This window comes from Cupriavidus laharis, assembly GCF_914271435.1.
Lineage (GTDB): Bacteria > Pseudomonadota > Gammaproteobacteria > Burkholderiales > Burkholderiaceae > Cupriavidus > Cupriavidus laharis.
In genome coordinates, this window is the sequence record NZ_CAJZAI010000003.1 from 487,375 (window position 1) to 503,203 (window position 15,829).

Consider the following 15,829-nt stretch of genomic DNA (forward strand, 5'->3'; position numbering starts at 1 on the left):
GTCCGCATCAGTGGCTTTCCGGCTGATCGTGCAAGTATGCCTTCGCCTCGGCCTCGGTCTCATAGACATAGGGAGCGAGCCCGCGTCGGGCGAGGGTGTCACCCAGCTTGGCGCGCATGAAGGCGCTGGTGGTGAAGCGGGTCACGCCGATATAAAAGCGCCGCACCATTTCCTCGATCATTTCGACGTAGGCGTCCTCCACGCTGCGGTCAAGGACAAAACCTTCGTAGTTGACGACGGCATAGACCCTGTGGCCCAGTGGGTCGCAGACGCGGCAAACCTGCGCTCGGATCGCGGCTATGTCCTCTGGGCACTTCACCTCGAGTTGCTCGAAATTCAGGAACAGGATGTTCTTTTCTTCGTCGTAGTTGACGCGTGCTTCCAGTGGCAGGCGCAACACGTCCGCGCGCAGCCCCATCGGCTCAGGGCTGAAGATCCGCGCATCCATCAGGGCAGGCGAGCGCACGATCGGCGCGAAGTCCATCTTGGCAAGGATGTCGCGCTCCAGATCGACGCCCGGTGCTATCTCGATGAGTTCCAGGCCGTGCGCGCCCAGTTCGAATACGCAACGCTCGGTGATGTAGAGGACCGGCTTGAGGGCCGCCGCCGCGTGAGGGCCGGAAAACGTGCGATGCTCCACTTCCTGGACGAACTTCTTTGCGAGGCCATCGCGATGGATCTGGAGCTGGCCGTCGACGACGGAGAACTCGCCGCCGCCCGCCGTGAAGGTGCCGACGAATACAACCTTCTTTGCATTCTGGCTGATGTTGATAAAGCCACCGGCGCCGGCCAGGCGCGGTCCGAACCTGGATACGTTCAGGTTGCCCATGCGATCGGCCTGCGCCAGCCCAAGGAAGGCGAGATCGAGTCCGCCGCCGTCGTAGAAGTCGAACTGATAGGGCTGGTCGATGATCGCGTGCGGATTGATTGCCGCACCAAAGTTCAACCCTCCGGCAGGGATGCCGCCGATCACGCCGGGCTCCGCAGTGAGGGTCATGAGGTCAAGGATCCTTTCCTCATTGGCGATGCTGGCGATGCCTTCCGGCATGCCGATGCCGAGATTCACCACGCTGTTCGGCTTGAGTTCCATCGCCGCGCGCCGGGCGATCACCTTGCGCTCGCTCATTGGCATCGGTGCCACGCTGCTCACCGGCACGCGGACTTCACCGGAGAAGGCCGGATTGTAAGGGGTGGCAAAGGTCTGCTGGTGGTTTTCGGCTTGCGCCAGGACCACGCAGTCCACCAGCACACCGGGGATCTTCACCTGGCGCGGATTGAGCGAGCCCCGTTCGGCGATGCGCTCCACCTGCACGATCACCAGGCCGCCGCAGTTGTGCGCGGCCATGGCGATTGCCAGGGCTTCCAGCGTCAGGGCTTCGCGCTCCATGGTGATATTGCCGTCCGGATCGGCCGTGGTGCCACGCACGATTGCGACGTTGATCGGGAAGGCCTTGTAGAAGAGGTAGTCCTCATCACCGATGCGCATCAGTTCGACCAGATCCTCGGTGGTGCGCTCGTTCAGCTTGCCGCCGCCAAAGCGAGGATCGACGAAGGTGCCTAGTCCGACGCGCGAGAGGTGCCCCGGCTTTCCGGCCGCGATATCGCGGAACAGATGGGTGATCGCGCCCTGCGGGAGGTTGTAGGCTTCGATCTGGTTGCCGACCGCGAGCTGTTGGAGCTTTGGCACCAGGCCCCAGTGCCCGCCGATCACCCGCTTCACCAGGCCGGGCAGCGCGAGATGGTTCAGGCCCCGTTCCCTGCCGTCTCCCTGTCCTGCGGCGTAGACCAGGGTCAGGTTGCCTGGCTTTGTCAGGCTGACAGGCGCCTCGTCGTCCTGCGCCAGGCAGAGCGCCTCGATGGCGATGGCGATTTCTTCCGCGAAGCCAATGCCGACGAAGCCGCCGGTCGCCACGGTATCGCCGTCGCGGATCAGGCGCACGGCTTCGCGTGCCGAGACGAGTTTGCCATTCTCGCGCGAGTGGACGGCCAGCAATGGACGAATCGAGCCTGCTTGCGTGCTCATTTTCTCACCTCGCGAGTGTTGGATGTGGGGGCATGGCGTAGTCATGATCCGGGATTCCTCGGTGTCACGAAAGTGCACCGCCGGCTGCGAAGGCGTGAGTACTCATCAAAGGAATTCCTTGCGCAAATCGACGCTGCAGCGTTCGCCGATTGCGCTGTAGTTCTGCGCCAGCCAATGCTCGGCCTCATAGCGCCCCTGGTCGCGCAGGTGGCAAAGAAAGTCCCAGTCGGCATTGAACTTGCTGGATACGCCGAGTGCCGCCATGGTCTGGTCCGAGCGAATGGCGTGGATCAGCATTTCCTTCATCTCGGCCCGGTCTACCTTGCCGTCCTGGATAAGGGTGGTGACGAAGCTGATCGCACGAAGCTCGCGAATCAACGAAGAATTGAAGCTGACTTCGTTGATGCGATTGAGAATCTCCGCCGCAGTCTTCGGCACGCCCTTGCGAACGATCGGGTTGATATGGACGATCACCACATCCCGCGTGGCGCAGTGATAGATCAGTGGGAAGATGGCGGGGTTGCCGACGTAGCCGCCGTCCCAATAGTGCTGGCCGTCGATCTCCACGGCCCGGAACAGGGACGGCAGGCAGGCCGAGGCCAGCACCGCCTTCAGACAGATTTCCTCGCGCGAGAACAGACGCACCTTGCCGGTCTCGACATTGGTTGCGCACAGGTAGAGCTGGATCGGGCACTCCCGGCTCAGGGCGTCGAAATCGACATGATGGGCAAGAACGTCGCGCAGCGGGTTGAAGTCGAAAGGATTGAACTGGTAGGGGGAGAGCACGCGCAGCATAAGGTCCGTCAGCAGGTACATCGGCGAGTTGTCGAGCCCATAGCCGCTACGCATCCAGATCTCCCATGGCAGTTTGCGGAACGGGCTGTAGATCCGCGCGGTGCCGGAGACGTCTTGCCAGAAGTTGTGCAGCGCGGCACGCGCGCCAGGCGGCCCACCCTTGAGCAGGCCGTAGGCAAGCACCACGGCATTCATTGCACCGGCGCTGGTGGCGCTCACGCCTTCGATGGTGAGCCGTTCGTCTTCGAGCAGGCGGTCAAGTACGCCCCAGGCAAAGGCGCCATGAGCGCCCCCGCCCTGCAATGCGAGGGTGATGGGCTTCAGGAGGGCCTTGGCCTCGCCTGCATGGTGCGTTCCCGGGTTGGCAGACATATCGCGACCCTCATTCTTCCGACTGAGAACAACTGCGACATACGGCTACATGCTGCTCGCTGCCGCAGAGGTAAGTTCCGCGACATGGAACGAACACTGACTGGCGTGCCCTGCATTGCCGTGAAAGATGATGGTCGCGCGCACCCGCCTCCGGCGGGTTTGACGACGAGTCCCCGAAAAGCCTTGGTCGCCGCCAGCCGCGAAGCTCGTCGGAAGCAAGGTCGTCGATTTCAGCTTTCTCAGGGAAACAGATAAGACGGTTCCGGAAGATGGCGACTCCTGTCCTGCGATCACGGTCAGACATATCGCGGTGAGACGTAACAGTGACCCGGCCAATTTCATCGCATCGCGCTCCCAAACTATCCATCTCGGTCACAGGGCCGCGATGCAGACAGCCCCGGCGCGTCGGACCGGGGCTGTCAGATAGGTCAATGCAGTTGACGCTTCAGGTCGGAAAGTTCGGTATGCATCGAACTGACGGCATCCTTGACCTTGGCGTCGAGACTGCCGGCCTGTTCGCAGGCGCGCTCCGCACGATCGCCGATCCGCTCGAGATCATCGACGCATTGCCGGATTCTGTCCTCATCCCGGGACGACATGACCCGCGTTGCCGATTGGCACTCCTTGTCGAGCTCGTCCATCCAGCTCATCAAGTCTTTCGGAAGGGTCGCGTCAGAGTGACAGATCCGTGATGCCTCGCTGACAGTTTGCTGCAGATGGGTAAAACGCTTCTGTATTTCACTGGCTTGCAACATGATGCCCCCTTTGAACATCAGTTTCAGACGATTCAGGCAGCAAATGCCGTATGTTGCCTGTGCCATTGCCATTCGCCTGCTCTGATCGGCTGTCAACGATGTTGCGCTGCGTCAATGCGGCACCCGAGCACGCGAAAGACGGGTATCTAGTTTAGGCCATCATCGCTCGTCCAATTCCGATGTGTCTGCCGGGCTCATGCGTTGGGGTATCCATGACAGCCGCCTGGCGCTGCAAGCGCAATTCCCTGATGTGGCCCGTCTTCAGATCTTGCAGTTCGGCTACGGGGTATCGTCTGGTATAAGCAAGGCTAATGCCGCTTGCTTAACAAGCCAGGCTGCGTGCAACTAATCGCCCCCCAGCGCGGTCTGGACGGCGACCTCTCGAAACTTCATGGCGGCCGGCGACTCGGCATCGGCCATGTAGAGAAGGGACAATGCCATCGCCTCGTCTCGCGCGAGGTCGACCACCCATGCCGGTTGTAGTTTCACGTGCACGAAATAATGTCAACGACGGTAGTCGGTCGTTACCGGCAAGACCCGGTCTTCCGCCGAATGGCGCCCGCCAGCTGCAAACGATTCACGCTGCCTCCGGCCCCGCCACCAGCGCCATCAGTGGTGCCATGCATGGGCTGGACGCCGCAAGCGTGCGCTGTTCGTCGAGGATATCCTGCAGGATGGCATGCGTCGTATCCGGGTTGGCCAGCACCACGCGGAAAACGGCAATCGGGCGCCCGCCCCACTGTGTCGACGTCAACTGCGTGCGCGAGACAAACGAGCGGCCGGCATCGCGCTGCATTTCCTGGATGCTGATGGTCAGTGCATCCAGCGCATCCAAGATCTTCTCGCGCCTGTCCGCCGAAGCCGTTGCCAAGGCGGCACGCACGGTCTCAGGCACATAGCGATAGGTCAGGATGCAAAGCTGCGGATGGCTATCGAGCTCGAAATCCGGCTGCTGCGCGATCAGGGAGGCAAAGTAGTGCGCGTTATCGATGCTACGTTCGATCAACTGCGCCAACCCCTTGCGACCGAGCAGATGAAAGTTCGCATAGAGCATGACTGCCGCCGCGCCGCGCGACCCTTCGAGGGTATGGCGCCCCAGGTCCACCGAGCCCTTGCGCACGATGTAGTTGGCGTGCTGGATGATTTCCTGCGTCCACGCCGGGCTCCGGAACAGCACCATGCCGGCGCCCATCGGCACATAGAACTGCTTGTGCGCATCGATGACGACGGAATCGGCCCGCTCGATGCCCGCGAAGCGCCAGCGCTCGCGCTCCGACAACAGCGTTGCGCCGCCCCATGCGGCATCCACGTGGAAATGGCAGCCGGCCTCCTGAGCAACATCCGCGATCGCGTCGAGCGGATCGACCGCGCCCGTCTCCGTCGTCCCCGCAATGCCGACGATCGCCATCGGCCGGATGTTGCGCTGCTGCAGGTCACGCAGGGCGTCGCGCAGCAGGTCGATGCGCATGCGGCCGTCTGCGTCGACCCCAACCGGCACGAGATTGTCGCGCCCGATGCCAAGGACATCGGCTGCCTTGCGCAACGAATAGTGGCCGCGCTCCGAGACGACGATCGCGAGCCCGTCATGGCCGTAATGGCGCAGCGCAGCCACCATTCCGGCACGATGGATGCCGGCGAAGCCATCACGCGCACCTAGCAGATTGTTGCGGCTCGCCCATAACGCAGTGAGGTTGGCGACCGTGCCGCCAGAACAGATCGCGCCGAGCGCGTGGTCGGCATCGTGCAGCCATCTCGCATAGAACGCGCTGTCCCGGGCAAACACCAGCTTGTGCAGCATGCCGATGACCTGACGCTCGAGCCCCGTCAGCGCGCCCGACGTCTCGAGCTTCACGACGTTCTGGTTCAGCGCTGCCACCACCTTGGCCAGCGAAGGCATGAATGACGGCAGCGATGACGTCATGTGTCCGACGAAAGTTGGCGATGCCACGGGCATCACGTGCCGGAATACGTCGTTGAGCAGATGATTGGCATGCGCTTGCGGCGATGCCGGAGTCTCGGGTAGCTCAACCGACGTGAACACAGCCTCGCGTGTGGCGCACGCGCCAACCGGATCAAAGCGCTCGCCAGCAAAGAAATCCGCCGGATGCTCCGCGATCCATTGTTCGAGCGATTCGAATGAGCCGCGATCCGCGTCGAACCAGCGCAAGGGGCAGTCGTCGCCCCCGTCCGTGCTTTGTGAGATCTTATCGTGAGAGATGTCCGGCTTCATTTGCATTACCCATTTCAATCTAGTGCCGCCATGGTGCGCTGGGCATTATGCCGGATCGGACGGGATGACCCACGGGTCGTGACCCAGTCAGTGACTTGGGCCCACTGCCGCACGCGCCACTGCAGTCGCCGCTGGCTCGGTTCTACGGCGCCGGTAGGTGACCAGCGTCGCCGCGCGGTCGGCATTGCGCGCAAGCCAGGTGGTGACGGCGACGACGACGTCGGCCGGTGGTGCTGGCCGGGGTGTGGTCACTGCCGACCGCATTGGACAGCGCCTGGATCAGGTGCAGGCGCTTGAACGCGGGTCGACACGGCCAGCCTTGATGACGTTCGCTGTGAATGCCTGCTGGCTTCGTTTGTCGTAGGTGCTGGCCGAGGCGCAAATCGTACAGCAATTTGTCCGGATTTATAGACATAAGCGTATTTATGTCTAAAATATGGCAACAATAGTTGGATAATAAACATATTACGTAGTAATATAGTGAGTCACGAAACTCACTTTTTCCCCGATGCCGGCGGCTGACCCGAATCTGACCGACGCTGCGCTGCAGGCCGCCATGGCGAACGACATTGCCGGCCTGCGCAGCCGCTTTCCCGAAACCCGCGCGCTGTACCGCGAGGTCTGCGGCCTGCTGTTCTTCCGTTACGGCGTCACGCCCACGGCCAACAAGCTCTACAGCCTGGTGCGCAAGGGCAGCATGGGCACACCCGCCGAGGTGCTGCAGGCGTTCTGGCAGGAGTTGCGCGGGCGCACCCGCGTGACCATCGACCATCCGGACCTGCCAGACGCCCTCAAGCAGATTGCCGCCGAAGCAGTGCAGACCATCTGGCAGTCGGCCAACGAGGCCGCGACCGCGGAACTCGCCACGCTGCGCGCGGAAGCGCGTCACGCCGCGAGCGAAGCGGAAGCCGAGCGGGATGCGGCGCGCGCCGAGACGGCTGCCGCGCGCGAGGACGCCGCGGTGATTGCCGCCCAGTTGGCGGCAGCGCGGCAGGCCCACGACACCGTGCAGGCGGACCTGGCCGCGGAGCGTCAGGCGCACGCCGCCACGCAGGCCCGGCTCGAGGCGGGGCGGGCGGAACTCGAGGCAGGCCGGCGCCAGCTGGACGCCTTGCGGACCCAATTCTCGACCGAGCTGGAGCGGTCCCGCGAGGCGGTGACGCTCGCGCAGGAACGCGCCGAAGCCAGCGAGCGGCGCAGCCTGCGCGAACTGGACCAGGAGCGCACCGCGCGCCAGAAGAGCGAGCGCACGGCCGAAGACCTGCGCGCGGAACTGGCGGCAGCCCGCAGCGAGGCGCGCGATGCGGCCGTGGCGCAGGCGGAGGGCCGGGCCAAGCTGGAAGCGCAGGCCGCCGCCCTGGCTGATCGGCTCGCGGCCACCGAGCAGGCGCAGAGCAAGACAGCGGGTGACCTGGAGGCCGTGCAGGCGGAACTCGCCGCGGCGCAGCGCCGGGCCGAGCGCGGCGAAGCGGAAGCCGTGCTCGCGCGCCAGTTGCTGGCCACCTTGCGCGTCGCGCCGCGCGAACGCGATGGGAGTGGCAATGGTGTACGTCGGCGCAAGGCCGGCAACCCGGCAGCAACCGCGCCGGAAGAGCAGGGTGACGGGCAGGGGGAAGGGCCGGACGAAGACCGGGACAACGCGTCGGGGGCGCCGGCACGGCCCGGCCACGCGGAGGACGGCCACAACAGCAACGACAGCAGTGACGGCAGCGATGACGGCAAAAACTGAGCGGGCGGACGCGATCCGCTGGATCCAGGCGCAGATGGACGACTATGGGCTCACCCTGGAAGACCTCGACGCGGCGGGTTGCTTCGAGCCGCCTCGACCGCCCCCACCACCGGCGCTGTGCTACCGCAACGCGGAAGGGCTGACCTGGGACGGGCAGGGCGAGATGCCGTCATGGCTCAAGCGCGCGGTCAATGCAGGGCAGAGCGTAGCGTTTTTCCGGGTTGGATAGGCCCGCAGATGCATTCGGCCCTCTGTCCAACGCCGATGTGACGAGGGCTAACCGACACAACCAACGACGACCCATCCATGAAAGTACGCGTTTCCACCCTGTTGTGGCTCGCCGCCATGGCTAGCGGCGGCATGCTGCCACCCACGCAGGCACATGCCGGCGTGTTCGACGATGATCAGGCGCGCAAAACGGTCATCAACCTGCGCGACCAGTTCAACAGCTTCCAGGCGACTGCAACCCAGCGCATTGAGCAGAACAGCCGCACCACGCTCGACCTGCAGAACCAGCTCGAAGGCCTACGCCAGGAAGTTGCGCGGCTACGTGGCCAGAACGAAGTGCTGCAGAACACGGTGGCGACGCTGCAGAAGCAGCAGAAGGACTACTATGCCGACCTGGATGCGCGCCTGAAGAAGTTCGAGCCGCAGCACGCTTCGGTCGAAGACCGCCAGGGCACGTCGCAGCCAGGCGAAAAGCCCGAATACGACACCGCGCTCAAGCATTTCCAGGCGGGCGACTTCAAGAGCGCCGGGAATTCGTTCTCGTCGTTTATCAAGAAGTATCCGCAGAGCCCGTACCTGCCGCTGGCGCAGTACTGGCTCGGCAACTCGCTCTACGCGCAGCGCGACTATAAGGGGTCCACCTGGGTGCTGCAGAAAATGATCAATGCCAATCCGACGCATCCCAAGGTGCCGGACGCAATGATCGCGGTTGCCAATAATCAGCTCGAGTCCGGCCAGAAGGCTGCCGCGCACAAGACGCTGGAACAGGTGGTGGCCAAGTATCCCGGTACCGAAGGCGCGCGTGCGGCGAACAACCGGTTGAAGACGCTGAAGTAAGTGCGGGCGGCTTCCAGCCGGCCGCACCCCGCGCCAAAGGTCCGCCGTGGTGTCATCGAACGGACGTCCCTTCTATTCGATGACCTCGAAAAGGTCCTGCTGGCTGGCTATACGGGCACTGACACCGCTGCAGGTGCAAGGGCAGTCTTCACGCGAGCGGACCTGGTCCACTTCTTGTCAAGCACCGCGACGACCATCAGCCCAAGCGACGGGCTCAGGATCAACGAGAAGATAATCCATGTGGCGGCGGAGCGTCCCATTGCGTTGGCAAAAAGGCCAACCGCGAAGGAGCAGGTGATCCAGGCAACAATTGCAAGCATGGCGGCAGATTCCATGAGTCAAAGTGATCGCCACGCGAAGCGGCGAGCCACCAGTATGGGCACAACTGCAATCAGTAGCACTTGGGAAAAGGCATTAAGGGAAAGCGCTAAATGGAGACCGCGCCAAACTGGGGCAGACGACCCGGATTTGCCGGGCGCGCTCAAGCAGATCGCCGCTAAGGCGGTCCAGACGATCTGGCGGTCGGCCAACGAGGCCGCGGGCGACGTTGCGCGCTGAGGTGCGTCACGCCGCGAGCGAAGCGGAGGCGTAGCGGGATGCGGCGCGCGCGGAAACGGCCACCATGCGCGAGAACGTCGCGGCGATCTCGGCCCAACTGGCGCCGGACCGGCGGCAACTGGACGCGTTGCGTACCCAATTCTCGACGGAGTTCGAGCGGGCGCGCGAGGCGGTGACGTCAACAGATTCGGGTAGCTCCGCCTGTGTCATCCCTGCAACTCGGGTGTCGCGAGCCATTCGCGTCCCTTCAGCATGCCCTGCCAGTAGAGCGGCGGCAGGATCCGCTCCTTGAGCCACCACGCCAGCCGCGAAGGCCTCGTGCCATCGATGAACCAGCCCGGAAAGCTCGGCGCGACCTTGCCGCCGTAGGTGAACTCGGCCAGGACGATCTTGCCGCGTTCCACTGTCAGGGGGCAGGAGCCGTAACCGTCGTAGCGGGCTTCTCCCGTGGCCTCGCCGCGGGTGGCCAGCACGTTGTGCGCGACGACCGGCGCCTGCTTGCGCGCCGCGGCGGCCGTCTTGGCATTGGGCATGTTGCCGGCGTCGCCCAACCCGAAGACATTGTCGAAGCGCTTGTGGCGCAGCGTTGCCGGATCGACCTCGACCCAGCCGGCGGCATCGGCCAGCGGGCTGACGCGGATGAAATCGGGGGCCTTCTGGGGCGGCACGGCATGAAGCATGTCGAACTCGCGCTCGACCAGTTCCGGCTCGCCGCAAGCGGCGGCCAGGCGGAACGTTGCCCGGCGCGCGGCGCCGTCCACTTTCACCAGCGTCTCGCCGAAGTTCAGGGCAATGCCATAGCGCTCGACGTACTGCATCAGCGCCGGCACGTAGTCCGCCACGCCGAACAGCACGTTACCCGCGTTGCAGAACTCGATGTCGACGCGATCGAGCATACCGGCGCGGCGCCAGGCATCGGCCGACAGGTACATGGCCTTCTGCGGCGCGCCCGCACACTTAATCGGCATGGGCGGCTGCGTGAAAAGCGCCTTGCCGTTGCCCTTGCGGGTCAGCTCGCGCACAAGGTTCCAGGTGTACGGTGCGAGGTCGTAGCGGTAGTTGGAGGTCACGCCGTTGCGGCCCAGCGTTTCGGGGAGCCCTTCGATTGCGTCCCAATCCAGCTTGAGCCCCGGGCACACCACCAGTTGTTCGTACTTCACCACGCGGCAACCGTCGAGGATGACCGCATTGCGCTCGGGCTCGAAGGCCGCCACGGCCGCCTTGATCCATGCCACGCCGCGCGGCAGCACTGAAGCCATGGTGCGCGCGGTATGGGCCGGCTCGAAGACGCCGCCGCCCACCAGCGTCCAGCCGGGCTGGTAGTAGTGGATGTCGGCCGGGTCGACGATGGCGATGTCCAGTCCAGGCTTGCGTGCCAGTAAGCTCGACGCCACGGCGATTCCCGCGGCGCCCCCGCCAATGATGACGACGGCGTGGCTGGCATCGGCAACGTCCACGGGTGTGCGGCCGCCATTGGCGATGCGCCGGACGACGCCCTTAAGGTCGTAGCCGGCGGCCGCGGCCCGCTCGATGATGTCCGGCAGCGGCCTGCGCGCGGACTGCGACAGCGCCCACAGCGTGGCCGAGCGCGTGCCGGTGCGGCAGTAGGCCAGTACCGGCTTCGGCAGGCTGTCCAGCAGTTGGCCGAACGCCTGCGCCTGTTCGTCGCTGACTTTGCCCGATTCCACCGGCAGGTAATGCACCTGCAGGCCGAGCGCGGAAGCCTTGCGCTCGATTTCCTGGAAGCCTGGCTGGTCAGGGCCTTCGCCATCCGGGCGGTTGCAGATCAGCGAGCGAAAGCCGATGGCGGCCAGGGTGGGCACATCGTCGGGAACAATCTGCGGGCTGACCGAAAGATCGTTGGTGAGGGCGCGGGGTTGCATGGTCTGTCTGTTCCTTTTGGGGCGGGTGGCTCAGAGCGCGTTGAGGGGAATCTTCAGATAGCGCATGCCGTTGTCCTCGGGCGGCGGCAGTTCACCCGCACGCATGTTCACCTGGACCGAAGGCAGGATCAGCGTCGGCATCGACAGCGTGGCGTCGCGCGCCTGGCGCATGGCAACGAATTCCTCTTCGCTGATGCCGTTGCGCACATGGATGTTGCGCTCGCGCTCGTCCGCGACCGTGGTCATGTATTGCAGCTCCCGGCCGCCTGGCTGGTAGTCGTGGCACATGTACAGGCGGATGTCCTGTGACAGGCTCAGCACCTTGTTGATGGAGCGGTAGAGCGTGCGCGCGTCGCCGCCTGGGAAGTCGCAACGGGCGGTGCCGTAATCCGGCATGAACAGGGTGTCGCCGACGAACGCAGCGGTATCGTTGCCGTCGCTGACCACATAGGTCATGCAGGCCGGCGTATGCCCCGGCGTGTGCATGGCGCGGGCCTGCAGTCCCCCGATGCTGAAGGTGTCGCCATCGTGCAGCAGACGGTCGAACTGATGCCCGTCGCGCGCGAAGTCGGTGCCACTGTTGAACAACTTGCCGAATACCTGCTGCACGGTGGTGATATGGCTGCCGATGGCGGTCTGGCCGCCGAGCCTGCGCTTGAGGTAGGGCGCGGCCGACAGGTGGTCCGCATGCACATGGGTCTCCAGGATCCACTGCACGGTTGCGCCGAGCGACTGCACACGCTCGACCAGGCGATCCGCGCTGGTAGTGTGCGTGCGCCCGGATTTCGGATCGTAGTCGAGCACGCTGTCGATCAATGCGCATTGCAGGCTCGCGCGGTCCAGTACGAGGTAGCTGAGCGTCGAGGTATCGGGATCGAAGAAGGCTTCAATCTCCATGTGCGATGGGCTTGGCTTGGTTGGTGTCATGAGCGGGCAATCCGGGGTCAGGAGAGGATTGCTGCTCACTACTCAAAACTCGTGCCAGGGCTGTTTTGATTTTTAACTTATTGATTTTTTTATGATTTCTGCGCGCAGCGGGCAATTCCGCCAGCCGTCGGGCGAAGTGTGGCGCTGTCACTTGGCAGTGATGGCAGGATTTGGCAGAATGACACGCCCCCGAAGCCGCCCCACCAAGCCCCCACGCCCCCATGGATCGCCAAGCCACTCTCCAGGCTCTCCTGTCCTACCTGGAGCAGGAAAGTCAGCCGATGATCGTCCTCGATACGGACTATCGCATCCTGGCCGCCAACACTGCCTACCGCCGGCAGTTCGGTGCCGTCGAGCGCCCCTACCTGGGCCAGCACTGCTACCGGATTTCGCATGGCTATGACGTACCGTGCGACCAGGCCGGCGAGCATTGCCCGATGCGCAAGGCGTTCGAGACGCGGGGCCCGGACCGCGTCCTGCACATCCACCACACGCCGCGAGGTCCGGAACATGTGAACGTCGAACTGCGTCCGATCCTTGACGAGGACCAGCAGGTCGTTGCCTATGTCGAGCGCCTGAGCACGGTGCGCAGCGCATCGGCCCGTCCGAGCGCGGAGGGGCTGGTCGGCCGCTCAGAGGCGTTCAACACCGCGCTGGAGGCCGTGCAGCGCGTGGCGCCTTCTTCGCTGCCGGTCCTGCTGCTCGGCGAATCCGGCACCGGCAAGGAAATGTTCGCGCGTGCGGTGCACGAGGCCAGCAGCCGCGCCAGCGGGCCGTTCGTCGTGGTGGACTGCTCCGGCCTTACCGAGTCCCTGTTCGAGAGCGAGCTCTTCGGTTACGAGAAGGGCGCATTCACGGGGGCGATCACGCGCAAGCCGGGCCTGGTCGAAACTGCCGATGGCGGCACGCTGTTCCTGGACGAAATGGGCGATGTGCCACTGTCGATGCAAGTCAAGCTGCTGCGGCTGATCGAGTCCGGCACCTACCGCCGCGTGGGAAGCGTGGAAACGCGGCGGGCAGACTTCCGGCTGGTCGCGGCCACGCACAAGCCGCTGGAGCAGATGGTCAGCCAGGGGCTGTTCCGGCAGGACCTGTATTTCCGGATTGCCGCGTTCCCCATTCATCTGCCTGCGCTGCGCGAGCGGCCCGACGACATTCCGCTGCTGGCGGAGTCGATCCTGCAGCGAGGGGGCGGGGCCAGGGACCAGCTCCACCTGAGCGCGGAAGCGCTGGCACGGATGCGCGCATACCACTGGCCGGGCAATATCCGCGAACTGCGCAATGTGCTCGATCGCGCCCGCCTGTACGCCGATGACGGCGTCATCCGTGCCAAGGATCTCCCGCCAGGACTGGGGGAAGCGGGCATGGCCCCGGTCGCGCACCGCCGCATGGCAGGCGCTCGGGAAACCGACGACGAGGCGCTGCGCGAGCAGGTCCGCCAGTTCCGGGGCACACGGCGCGAACTTGCCCGCGCCCTTGGCATGAGCGAGCGCACGCTTTACCGCAGGCTCCGGGACCTGGGCATCGGCTGATCCGCCCGAGCCGGTCGCACCGTCGTTTTCCTGCCAGATCACTGCCATTCACTGCCGCCGCTGGCAGCAATGACACCTGCCTGACAGTCGAGGCAGTCGGACACCTGCGTCCGCTGCCCGGGCAAGTGATTGTTTTGTATGTCTTTTTTTTAAGGTGTCGGGGTGGCACGGAACTTGTTCATGTGTCGTCATGAACGCTTCCGATCAAAACCTGCTGCGTCACCTGGGCTGGGTCCTGGTAATCAAGCTGTTGCTGCTGTCGGGGCTCTGGCTGGCCTTCATCGCCGGACAGCGCGTACCGGTCGACGCTGCCTCTGCCTCCGCGCACCTGCGCGTTGCACCCACGGTGTCCAGCAACCCTCGCCTGCAAGGAGCCCGTCCGTGATTCCGGAACAACTGGTGGACCTTTCCCGGCTGCAGTTCGCCGCCACCGCTCTCTATCACTTCTTATTTGTCCCACTCACCCTGGGCATGGTCTGGCTGCTGGTCATTATGGAGACGGTCTATGTCATGACAGGTAACGTGGTCTGGAAGGACATGACCCGCTTCTGGGGCAAGCTGTTCGGCATTAACTTCGCGCTGGGCGTGACGACCGGCATCACGCTCGAATTCCAGTTCGGCACGAACTGGGCGTACTACTCGCACTACGTGGGCGACATCTTCGGCGCGCCGCTGGCTATCGAAGGGCTGATGGCATTCTTTCTCGAATCCACCTTCATCGGCCTGTTCTTCTTCGGCTGGGACCGCCTTTCGCGCGTGCAGCACCTGGTCGTGACCGCCCTGATGGCGCTTGGCACCAACTTGTCGGCGCTGTGGATCCTGATCGCCAATGGGTGGATGCAGAACCCGGTCGGCGCCGAGTTCAACTGGCAGACGATGCGCATGGAGATGACCGACTTCTGGCCCATCGTCTTCAATCCCGATGCACAGGCCAAGTTCGTGCACACGGTCTCGGCCGGCTATGTCACGGGGGCGATGTTCGTTCTGTCGGTGTCGGCCTGGTACCTGCTGCGCGGGCGCGACGTGGAGTTCGCCAAGCGCAGCTTCCGCGTGGCGGCAGCCTTCGGGCTCGCCAGTGTCTGCTCGGTCATCGTGCTCGGCGACGAAAGCGGCTACACGGTCGGCGAGGCGCAGCAGACCAAGATGGCGGCGATCGAGGCAATGTGGGAGACGGAGCCCGCGCCGGCAGCGTTCAACCTCGTGGCCGGCATCAACGAGAGCGCGCAGCGCAACGACTGGGCGGTGCGGATTCCCTGGGTCATGGGCCTGATCGGCACCCGGTCGGTCTCCCGGGAGATCCCAGGCATCCACGAGATCCAGATGCGCAACCGCGAGCGGATCCTCAATGGCGTCCAGGCGGTCACCGCGCTCGAGACGCTGCGCAGCCATCGTGACGATGCGCACGCGCTGGCGACACTGAAGCAGCACCAGGCCGACCTTGGCTTCGGTCTCCTGCTCAAGCGCTATACGACGGACGTGCGGCAGGCCACGCCGGCCATGATCGATCGCGCCGTGCGCGACACCATTCCGCGCGTCACACCGATGTTCTGGGCGTTCCGTGCCATGGTGGGCCTGGGTTTCGCGATGCTGGCACTGTTCGCCCTGTCGTTCTGGACCACGCTGAAGGGACGGTTCCGCTCGCGCCCGTGGCTGCTGCGCTGGGCAATCTGGATGCTGCCCGCGCCATGGCTGGCCTGCGAGCTGGGCTGGTTCGTCGCCGAGTATGGCCGCCAGCCGTGGACCATCTACGGCGTCCTGCCCACGCACCTCAGCGTTTCCACGTTGAGCGTCACCAGTCTGTATGGGTCGCTGACCGGCTTCGTCGGCTTCTACACCGTCCTGCTGATCGTCGAGGTCTACCTGATGGTCAAGTTCGCGCGGCAGGGGCCCGGCAGCCTCGGTACCGGGCGCTACCAGAACGAGCCGGTCCACGCCCACGCGCACGCATGAGGAGATTCAC

14 protein-coding genes are annotated in these 15,829 nt (G+C 64.5%); 7 read left to right on the plus strand and 7 right to left on the minus strand.

Annotated features, from left to right (window positions below):
• Positions 1 to 7 precede the first annotated feature (7 nt).
• From LDO29_RS09510 to panP, 4 genes are all read right to left on the minus strand, one after another.
• Entirely contained in the window at positions 8 to 2,023 is a 2,016-nt protein-coding gene (locus LDO29_RS09510) for an acyl CoA:acetate/3-ketoacid CoA transferase (RefSeq protein ID WP_224079533.1), read from the minus strand.
• A gap of 105 nt (positions 2,024 to 2,128) precedes the next feature.
• Positions 2,129 to 3,190, minus strand: coding sequence for a patatin-like phospholipase family protein (locus LDO29_RS09515; protein ID WP_224079534.1), 1,062 nt, complete (start codon positions 3,188 to 3,190; stop codon positions 2,129 to 2,131).
• Between the two features lie 428 nt (positions 3,191 to 3,618).
• On the minus strand, positions 3,619 to 3,945 hold the full coding sequence (locus LDO29_RS09520) for a hypothetical protein (RefSeq protein ID WP_224079614.1): 327 nt from the start codon (positions 3,943 to 3,945) through the stop codon (positions 3,619 to 3,621).
• A 577-nt stretch (positions 3,946 to 4,522) separates the two neighbouring features.
• Positions 4,523 to 6,181, minus strand: coding sequence for a pyridoxal-dependent aspartate 1-decarboxylase PanP (gene panP / locus LDO29_RS09525; RefSeq protein ID WP_318035500.1), 1,659 nt, complete (start codon positions 6,179 to 6,181; stop codon positions 4,523 to 4,525).
• Between the two features lie 502 nt (positions 6,182 to 6,683).
• Between panP and LDO29_RS09530 the strand changes: the two genes are divergently transcribed.
• The 4 genes from LDO29_RS09530 to LDO29_RS28330 all read left to right on the plus strand — a co-directional run bounded on the left by LDO29_RS09530 (position 6,684) and on the right by LDO29_RS28330 (position 9,527).
• Positions 6,684 to 7,904 carry a DNA-binding protein gene (locus tag LDO29_RS09530; RefSeq protein WP_224079536.1) on the plus strand — a complete coding sequence of 407 codons (1,221 nt, stop codon included), beginning with the start codon at positions 6,684 to 6,686 and terminating at the stop codon, positions 7,902 to 7,904.
• Entirely contained in the window at positions 7,888 to 8,133 is a 246-nt protein-coding gene (locus tag LDO29_RS09535) for an H-NS histone family protein (RefSeq protein WP_224079537.1), read from the plus strand. The genes LDO29_RS09530 and LDO29_RS09535 overlap by 17 nt, the downstream gene beginning before the upstream one ends.
• 77 nt (positions 8,134 to 8,210) lie before the next feature.
• Complete coding sequence (ybgF, locus tag LDO29_RS09540) at positions 8,211 to 8,969, plus strand: tol-pal system protein YbgF (RefSeq protein WP_224079538.1); 759 nt, start codon at positions 8,211 to 8,213, stop codon at positions 8,967 to 8,969.
• Positions 8,970 to 9,143: 174 nt separating this feature from the next.
• Complete coding sequence (locus tag LDO29_RS28330) at positions 9,144 to 9,527, plus strand: hypothetical protein (RefSeq protein WP_396022645.1); 384 nt, start codon at positions 9,144 to 9,146, stop codon at positions 9,525 to 9,527.
• A gap of 6 nt (positions 9,528 to 9,533) precedes the next feature.
• Here the strand turns inward: LDO29_RS28330 and LDO29_RS28335 are convergent, their stop codons facing one another.
• The 3 genes from LDO29_RS28335 to LDO29_RS09555 are packed head-to-tail and all read right to left on the minus strand — an operon-like array spanning position 9,534 to position 12,337.
• Positions 9,534 to 9,737, minus strand: coding sequence for a hypothetical protein (locus LDO29_RS28335; protein ID WP_396022646.1), 204 nt, complete (start codon positions 9,735 to 9,737; stop codon positions 9,534 to 9,536).
• Complete coding sequence (locus LDO29_RS09550; RefSeq protein ID WP_224079539.1) at positions 9,734 to 11,410, minus strand: bifunctional protein tyrosine phosphatase family protein/NAD(P)/FAD-dependent oxidoreductase; 1,677 nt, start codon at positions 11,408 to 11,410, stop codon at positions 9,734 to 9,736. The genes LDO29_RS28335 and LDO29_RS09550 overlap by 4 nt, the downstream gene beginning before the upstream one ends.
• Before the next feature lie 30 nt (positions 11,411 to 11,440).
• The gene (locus tag LDO29_RS09555) at positions 11,441 to 12,337 is read right to left on the minus strand and encodes an MBL fold metallo-hydrolase (RefSeq protein WP_224079540.1); all 897 of its coding nucleotides are present in this window, start codon (positions 12,335 to 12,337) and stop codon (positions 11,441 to 11,443) included.
• A gap of 221 nt (positions 12,338 to 12,558) precedes the next feature.
• Here LDO29_RS09555 and fisR point away from each other — a divergent pair, with 221 nt between their 5' ends.
• The 3 genes from fisR (at position 12,559) to LDO29_RS09570 (ending at position 15,819) form a co-directional block, all read left to right on the plus strand.
• Entirely contained in the window at positions 12,559 to 13,869 is a 1,311-nt protein-coding gene (gene fisR, locus LDO29_RS09560) for a sigma 54-dependent transcription regulator FisR (protein ID WP_224079541.1), read from the plus strand.
• 190 nt (positions 13,870 to 14,059) lie between these two features.
• Positions 14,060 to 14,254 carry a cytochrome oxidase putative small subunit CydP gene (gene cydP / locus LDO29_RS09565; RefSeq protein ID WP_224079542.1) on the plus strand — a complete coding sequence of 65 codons (195 nt, stop codon included), beginning with the start codon at positions 14,060 to 14,062 and terminating at the stop codon, positions 14,252 to 14,254.
• Positions 14,251 to 15,819 carry a cytochrome ubiquinol oxidase subunit I gene (locus LDO29_RS09570; RefSeq protein ID WP_224079543.1) on the plus strand — a complete coding sequence of 523 codons (1,569 nt, stop codon included), beginning with the start codon at positions 14,251 to 14,253 and terminating at the stop codon, positions 15,817 to 15,819. Before cydP ends, LDO29_RS09570 begins: the two co-directional genes overlap by 4 nt.
• Positions 15,820 to 15,829 lie beyond the last annotated feature (10 nt).

What these genes read in the sequence shown, in the direction of transcription:
- LDO29_RS09515 (WP_224079534.1), bottom strand. Translation starts at nt 3,190, where the DNA reads ATGTCTGCCAACCCGGGAACGCACCATGCAGGCGAGGCCAAGGCCCTC.
- LDO29_RS09550 (WP_224079539.1), bottom strand. Translation starts at nt 11,410, where the DNA reads ATGCAACCCCGCGCCCTCACCAACGATCTTTCGGTCAGCCCGCAGATT.
- LDO29_RS09530 (WP_224079536.1), top strand. Translation starts at nt 6,684, where the DNA reads ATGCCGGCGGCTGACCCGAATCTGACCGACGCTGCGCTGCAGGCCGCC.
- LDO29_RS09510 (WP_224079533.1), bottom strand. Translation starts at nt 2,023, where the DNA reads ATGAGCACGCAAGCAGGCTCGATTCGTCCATTGCTGGCCGTCCACTCG.
- LDO29_RS28335 (WP_396022646.1), bottom strand. Translation starts at nt 9,737, where the DNA reads ATGACACAGGCGGAGCTACCCGAATCTGTTGACGTCACCGCCTCGCGC.
- LDO29_RS09555 (WP_224079540.1), bottom strand. Translation starts at nt 12,337, where the DNA reads ATGACACCAACCAAGCCAAGCCCATCGCACATGGAGATTGAAGCCTTC.
- LDO29_RS09520 (WP_224079614.1), bottom strand. Translation starts at nt 3,945, where the DNA reads ATGTTGCAAGCCAGTGAAATACAGAAGCGTTTTACCCATCTGCAGCAA.
- panP (WP_318035500.1), bottom strand. Translation starts at nt 6,181, where the DNA reads ATGCAAATGAAGCCGGACATCTCTCACGATAAGATCTCACAAAGCACG.
- ybgF (WP_224079538.1), top strand. Translation starts at nt 8,211, where the DNA reads ATGAAAGTACGCGTTTCCACCCTGTTGTGGCTCGCCGCCATGGCTAGC.
- cydP (WP_224079542.1), top strand. Translation starts at nt 14,060, where the DNA reads ATGAACGCTTCCGATCAAAACCTGCTGCGTCACCTGGGCTGGGTCCTG.
- fisR (WP_224079541.1), top strand. Translation starts at nt 12,559, where the DNA reads ATGGATCGCCAAGCCACTCTCCAGGCTCTCCTGTCCTACCTGGAGCAG.
- LDO29_RS09535 (WP_224079537.1), top strand. Translation starts at nt 7,888, where the DNA reads ATGACGGCAAAAACTGAGCGGGCGGACGCGATCCGCTGGATCCAGGCG.